The sequence below is a fragment of the Vitreimonas sp. genome (assembly GCF_035627415.1).
Taxonomy (GTDB): domain Bacteria; phylum Pseudomonadota; class Alphaproteobacteria; order Caulobacterales; family Aquidulcibacteraceae; genus Vitreimonas.
Genome location: NZ_DASPLU010000027.1, coordinates 1 through 9,327, shown reverse-complemented (window position 1 = coordinate 9,327; position 9,327 = coordinate 1). Strand labels below are relative to the sequence as shown.

The window sequence follows — 9,327 nt, the reverse complement described above, 5'->3', positions numbered from 1 at the left end:
TCACGTGCTGCAATCGAAGATCGCCATCGGTTCGGCTGGCCTCTTCGGCCGGGGCTATCTGCAGGGCACGCAAAGTCAGCTCGACTTCTTGCCGGAGAAGCACACCGACTTCATCTTCACGATGATCGTCGAGGAATTCGGCCTTCTCGGCGGCGTGCTCGTGCTCGGCCTGTTCGGCGCCCTCATGGCGTTGACGATGCAGGTGGCGCTGCGCGCACGCTCGTTGTTCGGCAAGCTCGCCGCCGCCGGCGTCGCCGCAACACTCGCCTGCTACGTCTTCATCAACACCGCGATGGTGATCGGCCTGGTGCCGGTAGTGGGCATCCCGCTGCCGATCATCAGCTTTGGCGGCACGGCTATGTTCACGCTGCTGGCGGGGTACGCGATCGTGCTGTCGATCGACTTACACCGCGATCAGCACGGCGCGAGAGGGTGGCTGTGGTAGAGATTCCCCTCGCCCCGCGCAAAGCGCGGGGGAGGGGCTAGGGGAGGGGGACAGTGTCCATCCGCCTCAACGCCAAAGGCACGCACTGCTTTGCAAGCACCAGCGCGCCTACCTCTGAAATCCACGCTAAGACATGCTCAATTGCGTCGCGCACCACCCGCTCCTTCGCGGAGCACTAAGAAGCCCTGAGCTTCAATCACGCGCGTGCGGTTCGCATCGAAGATTTTCTGCTCTTGATCATCATGGCGAGGACCATCGACCTCCACAACGATCGCTGGCTTGTGACTCACGAAGTCGACAACGAAGCCCGCCACCGGCGATTGGCGGCGAAAGCCCCAGCCGTTCAGCTGATTTTTGCGAACGCGCTGCCAGAGAAGCTTCTCGGCTACGCTTTGCGTTTGGCGTAGCCGCCGAGCTCGCTCGACTTCAGGAGGATGCTTCACCCTCCCGGCGGCTTCGCCGCCACCCTCCCCCGCGCGTTGCGCGGGGCGAGGGACGCTACCACTTCGCCTTATCCGCCATCCAATCTGTCGCCCGCACCAGCGCGTCGACGATTCCCGGCTCCAGCGAGCTATGTCCCGCGTCGTGCACGATCTCCAGCTCCGCCTCCGGCCAGCGTTGTTTCAGCTCCCAGGCTGTCGTCAGCGGCGTGCACATGTCGTAGCGGCCGTGGGCGATGCGGCAGGGGATGTGCCTGAGCCGCGGCGCCTGGTCCAACAGCCAGCCGTCGTATTCGAAGAAGCCGTCATTGACGAAGTAGTGGTTCTCGATCCGCGCGAAGGCTTCGACGAAGCGATCTTCGTTGAAGCGAGATGGTAACGCGCTCGGTCCGGCGATCGAGATCGTCTCGCCCTCCCAACGCGCCCACGCGCGCGCCGCCTTGAGGCGCGTCTCCCAATCGTTCGAGACGAGCCGCTTGTGGTACGCCGCGAGAAAATCGCCGCGCTCCTCCGGCGGGATCGCCGCGGCGTAGCGGGCGAACGCGTCGGGGAAGATGTGGCTCGCGCCTTCCTGATAGAACCAGTCGATCTCGCTCTTGCGCAGCGTGAAGATGCCGCGCAACACCAGTCCTGAGACGCGCTCGGGATGCTTGGCGGCGTAAGCGAGGGCGAGCGTCGAGCCCCATGAGCCGCCGAACACCAGCCATTTGTCGATGCCGTAGCGTTCGCGAACGCGCTCGATGTCGGCAACCAGATCCCAAGTCGTGTTCTCACGCAGCTCCGCGTGCGGCATCGAGCGGCCGCAACCGCGCTGATCCATCATCACGATGCGGTAACGCTGCGGATCGAAGAAGCGGCGCATCTCGGGCGACAATCCGCCGCCCGGGCCGCCGTGCAGCGCGATGGCGGGGCGCCCGCGCGGATTGCCGCTCTGCTCCACATAGAGCGTGTGCAGGTCCGACACCTTCAGCATCTCGGTCTGTGACGCTTCGAGTGCGGGGTAGAGGTCGCGACGGTGCGGGGGAGTGTGGCCGTACATGCTGCTTGGTTACGGGGCCAGCGCGGTTCGGGCAAGGCGCGGAATCAATTCCCCTCCCTTAGAGCGCGAGAGGATGCTAGGCGCGGGGCGCCGTGAGCGCCGATTCCGAACCTGTCCTTGCCTCCCGCGCCGCGCGCGTGACGATGGTGATGTCGGCGCTGTTCGGCACCACTGGCGTCATCCTCGTGTTCCTGCCGCGCTGGCTCGAGGTCGAGCGCGCGCTTTCGGGCGCCGAGATCGGCGCGGTGCTGTCGCTGGCGCAGTTCGCGCGCATCCTCACCGGCACCGCGATCGCCTACTGGGCGGACGGGACCAATGATCGCGGCGCGCCGCTGAAACTCGTGTCCGTCGCGGCGCTCGCGGCCTACGCCGCGTTCTTCTTCATCGCCGACGGCTTTTGGCAGCTCTTGGCGTTCGGCTTCGTCGCGCTGTCGCTGACGCAGGCGCTCAATCCGCTGATCGAAGCAGCGACTTTGCGGGCCACCGCGGAGGGCAAGCTCAGTTACGGCGTCGCCCGCGGCATCGGCTCGGCCGCGTTCATCGTCGCCAACGTCGCGGGCGGGGCGCTGATCTCCCGTTTCGGCTTGGGCGCGGTCGTCGTGTGGGTGCTGTGCGGGCTGACGCTCGTGGCGGCGACGTCATGGCTCGGCCTGAAGCGCGATCCGCCCTTGGTGCGCACGCACGAGGCGCGAACCGGGGCGCTCGGCGATCTTCTCCGCAACCGCCGCTTCATCGTCCTGATCGTCGCTTGCGGGCTGATCCAGAGTGCGCACGGCTTCTATTACGGCTTCTCGACTCTCGTCTGGCGCGGGCAGGGGCTGTCGCCGGAGATGGTCGGCGTGCTGTGGGCGTTCGGTGTCGCCATCGAGATCGGCTTTCTCTTCAGCCTGCCGTCCGTCGAACGGCGCGTGAGTCCGGAAGCTTTGATTATGCTGGGCGCCGGCGGCGCCGTCGCGCGCTGGCTGGCGATGGGCTTCGCCCCGGTCGGGTTCGTGTTGTGGCCGCTGCAGGCGCTGCATGCGCTGAGCTTTGCCGCCTCGCACATCGGGGCGATGCGGCTCATCTACCGGGAAGCGCCCGACGACGCCGCGACCATGGCGCAAACGCTCTACGCCGCGATCTCCGCCGGCGTGCTGATGGGCGGTTCGACTTTGCTTTCAGGCTATCTTTACGACCATGGCGGCGCGCGCGGCTATTGGGCCATGGCGGCGATGGCGGCCGCCGGCGGCGCCCTCGCGGTTTTGCTGCTGAAACCGGCGCCGCACGCCGGGCGAGCAACACACGGTTAAGAAATCTCCCCTGACGCGGGAACATCGCCCGAGACGCGCGTTTGGCATCTTTGGCGAATGTTTTCTGTTAGCCCTTATCGGTTGAGGGGCAGAAAAGCTCGACCATAAAAGGGGATCGCCCGCACATGGCCGCCGAGGCCGCCTTCGACTTCCGCGAGGATGAGCGCGCGCCCGTTTTGGCGCTGCGCGGGGACTGGACGGTGGACACCATCGCCAGCCTCGAAGCGCAGCTGTCGGCGCTCGCCCAGCGCCTGAAGCCGGGCGCGGCGGTCGATGTGAGCCAGCTCGGCCGCTTCGACGTCGCCGGCGCCTATCTCGTCGACCGCACCTTCCGCGACAGCCCCGCCGGCGAGCAGACCCGGATCGCCATCCGCGGCCAGCACGCCAATGCGGTGCGGCTGCTGCAAGCGGCGCGCAAAGCCTACGCGCCGCCCGGCGAGCAGCCGGCGCGACTCGCCGGGATTGTCGGCGCGCTCGACCGCGTCGGCCGCGCGGTCGCAACTATCGGCGAAGAAGTGATCGAAACGGTCGGCTTTTATGGCGAGTCCCTCGTCGTGCTGGCGCGCCTCGTCGCCGTGCCGCGCCGCATCCGCTGGACTTCCATCGTGCATGTGATGGAAACCGCCGGCCTCAACGCGCTGCCGATCGTGCTGCTGCTCTCGTTCTTCATCGGCATGGTGGTGGCCTATCTCGGCGCCCGCATCCTCGGCGATTTCGGCGCCTCGGTGTTCACCGTCGAACTGGTGGCGTTCTCTGTGCTGCGCGAGTTTGGTGTCGTCATCACCGCCGTCATCCTCGCCGGGCGCACCAACAGCGCCTTCACCGCCGAGATCGGCGCGATGAAGATGCGCCAGGAAATCGACGCCATGCGCGTCATTGGCATCGATCCGATGGACGCTCTGGTCGCGCCGCGGATCATCGCCATGCTGGTGATGACGCCGATCCTCACCTTCGGCGCGATGATGTCCGGCATCTTCGGCGGCTTGCTCGTCTGCTGGGTCGAACTCGACATCAGCCCGGCCATGTTCTTCGCCCGTGTTTCCGAAGTCGTGCCGGCGCAGCATTTCTGGGTCGGCTTCGCCAAGGCGCCGGTGTTCGCGCTCGTGCTCGCCATCATCGGCTGCAAGCAGGGGCTGTCGGTCGGCGGCGATGTCGGCTCGCTCGGCAAGCGCGTCACCACATCGGTGGTGCAGGCCATCTTCATGGTGATCACGATCGATGCGCTGTTCGCGCTCTGGTACCTGGAGATGGGCTGGTGAGCGAGGAGATCGCCATCCGCGTCCGCGGTATCGTCACCCGCTTCGGCGAGCAGACCGTCCATGACGGGCTCGACCTCGACGTACGCCGCGGCGAAATTCTCGGCGTCGTCGGCCCCTCCGGCACCGGCAAATCGGTGTTGCTGCGCGAGATCGTCGATCTGCAGGCGGTGACGGCCGGAGAGATCAGCTTTCCCTATTTCGAGGAGCACGATCTCGAACCGCGGCGAGGGGTGATGTTTCAGGACGGCGCGCTGTTCTCGAACTTGACTGTGCTCGAGAACGTGGAAGCGCCGCTGCGCGAGCACACCGAGCTCTCGCATGTTCTGCGCTCGGAGATTGCGGCTCTGAAGCTTTCGATGGCCGGTCTCGATGCGGACGCGCACCACAAGAAGCCGGCGCAGATTTCCGGCGGCATGCGCAAACGCGCGGCCGTGGCGCGGGCGATCGCGCTCGATCCGGAGCTGCTCTTCCTGGACGAACCGACGGCCGGCCTGGACCCGATTTCGGCGGCGAACTTCGACGAGATGACCCGCGACCTCGCCCGCTCGCTTGGCCTCACGGTGTTTCTCGTCACGCACGATCTCGACACGCTCCACGCCATTTGCGACCGCGTCGCCGTGCTTTACGCCGGCAAGGTCGCCGCCATCGGCACGATCCCGGAGATCGAAGCCGATGCCACGGGCTGGGTGAAGGAATACTTCTCAGGACCGCGCGGCCGCGCAGCCGGGCGCGGCGCGGCGGAAAGGTAGAGCCATGGAAACGAAGGCCAATTACGTCCTGATCGGCGCGGCCACCGTCATCGGCGCGGTGCTGATCATGCTGTTCGCGATGTGGATCACGGGCGGTCAGTTCAATCGCGGCTACAACGTCTATGACGTCGTGTTCGACGATCCGGTGCGCGGCCTCACCGAAGGCGGCGAGGTCCGCTTCAACGGCATCAAGGTCGGTGAAGTCGATACGCTGCGGATCGATCCCGATAACACCAACCGCGTCATCGCCCGCATCCGCGTCTCCAGCGACGTGCCGGTCAAGACCGATAGCGAAGCGCAACTCGAGCCGATCGGCCTCACCGGCGTCACGCTGATCCAGCTCTCGCCCGGCAGCGCCGAAGCGCAGCTGCTCCGCGCCGGATTCGGCGGTCCGCCCCCGCGCATTCCGGGCCGTGGCAGTCAGATCGACATCCTGGTCGAGCGCTCGGAAGACATCGCGCTACGCGCCAGCGAAGCCATGGCGGCGGTGCGCGATCTTCTGACTGACGAGAACATCGCCCGCGTCACCCGCATCGTGGAAAATCTGGAGGAGGTGTCGCAGCGTTTGGCGGCGCAGGACTCGGTGATCAACGAATCCGGCGCGGCGGCGCGCGAAGTCACCGTGCTCGCGCGGCAGATGCAAAGAGATTTGGCCGAACTCGATCAGGTCATCGGAGAGATCAATGACGCCGCCGGCGTCGCCTCGGGCGAGACGCTGCCGGAGCTCACGCTTGCGGCCGAAGAGATTCGCCGCGCGGCAAGCTCGATCAACCGCGTTGCGACCAATCTCGAAGAGAATCCGTCCTTGCTTACGCCGCGCGCGCCGCGGCCGACTGTGGAGCTCGAGCCATGATGCGCGCTGTGCTGCTTGCCTCTCTGACGCTGCTTGGCGGCTGCATCTCGCTGCTGCCGAAGCCGCCGCCGCCGCCGCGCACGTTCGTGCTCGAGGCGCAGAACGTTGCGCCGCTGCAGGGCGCGCCGATCGACGCGGTGATCTCGGTTGCGGAGCCCACGGGCGAGCGCGCCATACTCGGCGGCGACCTGATCTGGCGCACCGGCGACAGCATCGCCTACGTCGATCAGACGCAATGGTCCTCGCGCGCCGCTGACGCGCTGCAGCAGACCTTGGTGGAGACGCTGGTGCGCCAGGGCCGTTTTCGCGCTGCGGTTCGCGCCGGCGAAGCGCAGGCGGACTATCAGATCCGCTGGGAAGTGCTCGATTTCGAAGTGCAGGAAGAGAGCATGACCGCGCGCTTCGTCGCCGACGTGCGGCTGGTGCAGCGCGGCCGTCAGATTGTCGCCTCACGGATCATTTCGACAGAGGCGCCGGTGTCGAGCCGTTCGTCGCAGATGGCCGCCGATGCGCTTGCGCGCGCCGCCCGGGAAGGCAGCGCGCGCATTGGGGAGTTTGCGGCTGAAGCGGCGGCGGAAGCGATGGCGTCCGCCGAGCGGTGACACACACGCACGGCTAGGTCTGAGGGAGTTGTTCGACCCGCTTCGTGTGCGTGTGTGTCACCCGGCTGATTACGAGGCGAGCGCCGCGTCGATCAGCAGGTAGGCGCGGACCAGCTCCGAGCCTTCACCCTTCTTCTCGCTCTTGGCGAGATCCGGACGAGAGCGGAACTGGCTGGCCAGTTCTTGCGCCGTGGTGCTGCGCTTGACGTGACGGGCGATGCGGCCCACCGCGCCGGGCGCCGCGTCCACCACCGCGCGGCGGCGCGCGCTGGCGCCTTCACGCGATGAGCGGGCGATGCGCTCGAGGTCGAGCGGCTGCAGCACGTCGTCGATATCGACGCCCGAATTGAGCACCAGATTGATGGCGCCGGCCTTCAGTTCGTCATCAGGGTTGCCGAACGAGGCGAGTGCGAAGCCGTCTTCGTTGGCGGCGACGGGGGCTTCTTCGTCGCGCGGCGCCGGCGGCATGAAGTTGCCCCACGAGCCGAAGCCCTTGAACACGCGCTTGGTTTGCGTCTCCACCTCCGCTTGCGGCGCGGCGCCGCGCGCGACGGCGGCGCGAGCCGCAGCGTGCAGCGTCGTCACTTCATCTTCGACGGCGACCGGCTGTGGCTTGCGCTCGACCGTACGCTCGATGGCGCGTTCGACCGGGCGCTGCGGCGCGGCGGCCTTCTTGCCGCCGGCCGCCGAGGCGAGCGCGCCGAGGCGCTTCTCGATCTGCGCGGTGTAGCGATCGGCCGCGGCTTCGCTTTCGACCGAGGCTTCACGCGCCGCGTTCGCCGCGTCCTGCAGCTTGGCCAAAGTGTCGTTGGCCGCTTCCTGCATGGCGACAGTTTCGGCGCGGATCAGCTGCGCTGCGCGCTTGGCCTCGAACACGGCGGCGCGGGTCGTCTCACGCACGGCGCCGGCGGTTTCGTTGGCGGCGAGCACCGCTTCGGCCGTCGACTTCTTCGCCGTCTCGGTGAGGCGCGTGGCTTCGGCGAGGCCGCTCAGCATTTCCGTCATCGAGCCGTTGAGCTGCGTCGTCGCGGCCGCGGCTTTGTCGGCGACGATGTGGAAGTGCGCGGTGCGCTCGCCCATCACCGTGGCCGAAGCCGTGAAGGCGGCGAGATGCGATTCCAGCGCGTCTTCGGCGGCGACGACTTCCGTCTTCACCATCTTCGAGGCTTCGCGCATCAGGCGGACCTGACGGCCGATCGAGTGTGCGATCGTGTCGGTCTGACCGCGCAGATCGCTGTTGAGTTCGATGATCGCGTCGCGCTCGGTCTTCAGCGCCTGCGTCATGGTCTCGGCGCTCTCGCGTGAGGCGGCGACCGCTTCGCCGATCAAGGCGGCGTTGCGCTGGGCGGCGCGTTCGAGTTCGGCCAGACGGTCCATCGCCGAGGCGACGGCGTCGTTGAGCGACTCGATCTCGGTCTTCACCGTTTCGCTGAGGCGCTGGGCGTGGGTTTCGGCCGCTTCGGTCGGGAAGCGGTTTTCGTGCGCGATCTTCTGCGTCAGCTGCGTCGCGATGCGGCGCGTCTTCAGCGCTTCGCCCGCGGCCGAGGCGGTGACCCAGAACAGCAGCGCCGGGCCGATCGCTAGCGCGACGAGGCCGGCCTGCATCGCCGGATCCATGGTCATGATGGCGTCGACGCCGAAATAGGAGAGCGGCCCGCCGATTGCGCCGGCGACCCACACCAGAGCGGCGGCGCCGCCCATGAAGCCGGCCCACGAGAAGCCGGTTTTCACCTTGGTTTGCGTTTCGGGCTCGACCACCGCCGGCTGCTGCACCGTGGCGTCGAGATCGTCATTGGCGAAGCCGTGATTGGTGGCGTCGAGATCGCCGAACGCCGCGAACGGATCGCGCTCATCGTCCTCTTGATCGAAGTACATCGTAAACTCCCGCGCACCCGCGGATCGCGGGCGTTAACCCGCCGGCTGCAACGCCCATGCCAGCCAGGCGAGCGCATTTCGCGCGCTGCGCGTGCGCCGTATTGGGGCAAGCAACGCGCCGAAATGCGCGTTTGGCGCGGGAATTAAGGTTGATGCGCGTGTCTGCGGGATCGCCGCGCCGGCGCGGTTCGCGTCCCATGCGAAGCGTAAATGCGGCGGGCGGGGGAGCCATCCGGCGCCTTGCGCGTTGCACGCCCATGCAAGAGCACGAGCCCGATCCGGTCGATCACCGCAAGGACCAGCCGGTGCCGACGACGCCGCCGGACAAACGTCCGCCCGAAGAGATCGACGATCCGCCGCCCGACCAGATGCCGCCGCCGAAGACGGCCTAGGCGCGAAACCGGCCACTCAATCCCCGGCATACGGGCGCCGACATCGTTGATCCTAAATGCAATTCAAAAAAATCTATCCGCCCCCTCTCTGACCGGGCGTATAATGCCTGCATCGTTTCACACCGGAGAGCAGTCGGTACCCTGTTCGAGCTGACGTGAAGCGATGCGAGAGAGCGTGAAGCGCTGATGCTTTTCCGCCGACGCGCCAAGGCTGGGCGCTTCGGAATGCGAGCGGAAAAGGCCGAAGCCTCCGGCGCGGCAGACGTGGCGGAAGGCGGAGGTATCGCAGAGGCGCAGAAGCCCGCGTCAAACGCGGGAAGACGAACCGGAACGTGTTGGTGAACACAACACCCCGCACGCCGTCGGCCGAGCCGCCTCCCAGGG

Annotated in this window: 10 protein-coding genes; 7 read left to right on the top strand and 3 right to left on the bottom strand. The window is 67.1% G+C overall.

Annotated elements, in window-relative coordinates:
• Positions 1-445 (top strand): FtsW/RodA/SpoVE family cell cycle protein (locus VEA80_RS14735; RefSeq protein ID WP_325061522.1); only part of this gene is annotated, 445 nt, incomplete at its 5' end.
• Between the two features lie 137 nt (positions 446-582).
• On the opposite strand, the gene VEA80_RS14730 is transcribed toward VEA80_RS14735, so the two are convergent.
• Together VEA80_RS14730 and pip are read right to left on the bottom strand one after the other, a co-directional pair.
• On the bottom strand, positions 583-888 hold the full coding sequence (locus VEA80_RS14730; RefSeq protein ID WP_325061521.1) for an endonuclease domain-containing protein: 306 nt from the start codon (positions 886-888) through the stop codon (positions 583-585).
• A 55-nt stretch (positions 889-943) separates the two neighbouring features.
• Complete coding sequence (gene pip, locus VEA80_RS14725; RefSeq protein ID WP_325061520.1) at positions 944-1,924, bottom strand: prolyl aminopeptidase; 981 nt, start codon at positions 1,922-1,924, stop codon at positions 944-946.
• A gap of 92 nt (positions 1,925-2,016) precedes the next feature.
• Between pip and VEA80_RS14720 the strand changes: the two genes are divergently transcribed.
• The 5 genes from VEA80_RS14720 (at position 2,017) to VEA80_RS14700 (ending at position 6,676) form a co-directional block, all read left to right on the top strand.
• A complete protein-coding gene (locus tag VEA80_RS14720; protein ID WP_325061519.1) occupies positions 2,017-3,213 on the top strand; it encodes an MFS transporter in 1,197 nt (398 codons plus the stop codon).
• A 125-nt stretch (positions 3,214-3,338) separates the two neighbouring features.
• The gene (locus VEA80_RS14715; protein WP_325061518.1) at positions 3,339-4,472 is read left to right on the top strand and encodes an ABC transporter permease; all 1,134 of its coding nucleotides are present in this window, start codon (positions 3,339-3,341) and stop codon (positions 4,470-4,472) included.
• The gene (locus tag VEA80_RS14710; RefSeq protein WP_325061517.1) at positions 4,469-5,221 is read left to right on the top strand and encodes an ABC transporter ATP-binding protein; all 753 of its coding nucleotides are present in this window, start codon (positions 4,469-4,471) and stop codon (positions 5,219-5,221) included. The genes VEA80_RS14715 and VEA80_RS14710 overlap by 4 nt, the downstream gene beginning before the upstream one ends.
• Positions 5,222-5,225: 4 nt before the next feature.
• A complete protein-coding gene (locus VEA80_RS14705) occupies positions 5,226-6,074 on the top strand; it encodes an MlaD family protein (protein ID WP_325061516.1) in 849 nt (282 codons plus the stop codon).
• Positions 6,071-6,676 carry an ABC-type transport auxiliary lipoprotein family protein gene (locus VEA80_RS14700; RefSeq protein WP_325061515.1) on the top strand — a complete coding sequence of 202 codons (606 nt, stop codon included), beginning with the start codon at positions 6,071-6,073 and terminating at the stop codon, positions 6,674-6,676. The genes VEA80_RS14705 and VEA80_RS14700 overlap by 4 nt, the downstream gene beginning before the upstream one ends.
• Positions 6,677-6,745: 69 nt before the next feature.
• Here VEA80_RS14700 and VEA80_RS14695 read toward each other — a convergent pair whose 3' ends face one another.
• Entirely contained in the window at positions 6,746-8,551 is a 1,806-nt protein-coding gene (locus VEA80_RS14695; RefSeq protein ID WP_325061514.1) for a hypothetical protein, read from the bottom strand.
• Between the two features lie 257 nt (positions 8,552-8,808).
• Here VEA80_RS14695 and VEA80_RS14690 point away from each other — a divergent pair, with 257 nt between their 5' ends.
• Positions 8,809-8,943, top strand: coding sequence for a hypothetical protein (locus tag VEA80_RS14690; RefSeq protein WP_325061513.1), 135 nt, complete (start codon positions 8,809-8,811; stop codon positions 8,941-8,943).
• Positions 8,944-9,327 lie beyond the last annotated feature (384 nt).

What these genes read in the sequence shown, in the direction of transcription:
- VEA80_RS14690 (WP_325061513.1), top strand. Translation starts at nt 8,809, where the DNA reads ATGCAAGAGCACGAGCCCGATCCGGTCGATCACCGCAAGGACCAGCCG.
- VEA80_RS14705 (WP_325061516.1), top strand. Translation starts at nt 5,226, where the DNA reads ATGGAAACGAAGGCCAATTACGTCCTGATCGGCGCGGCCACCGTCATC.
- VEA80_RS14715 (WP_325061518.1), top strand. Translation starts at nt 3,339, where the DNA reads ATGGCCGCCGAGGCCGCCTTCGACTTCCGCGAGGATGAGCGCGCGCCC.
- VEA80_RS14700 (WP_325061515.1), top strand. Translation starts at nt 6,071, where the DNA reads ATGATGCGCGCTGTGCTGCTTGCCTCTCTGACGCTGCTTGGCGGCTGC.
- pip (WP_325061520.1), bottom strand. Translation starts at nt 1,924, where the DNA reads ATGTACGGCCACACTCCCCCGCACCGTCGCGACCTCTACCCCGCACTC.
- VEA80_RS14695 (WP_325061514.1), bottom strand. Translation starts at nt 8,551, where the DNA reads ATGTACTTCGATCAAGAGGACGATGAGCGCGATCCGTTCGCGGCGTTC.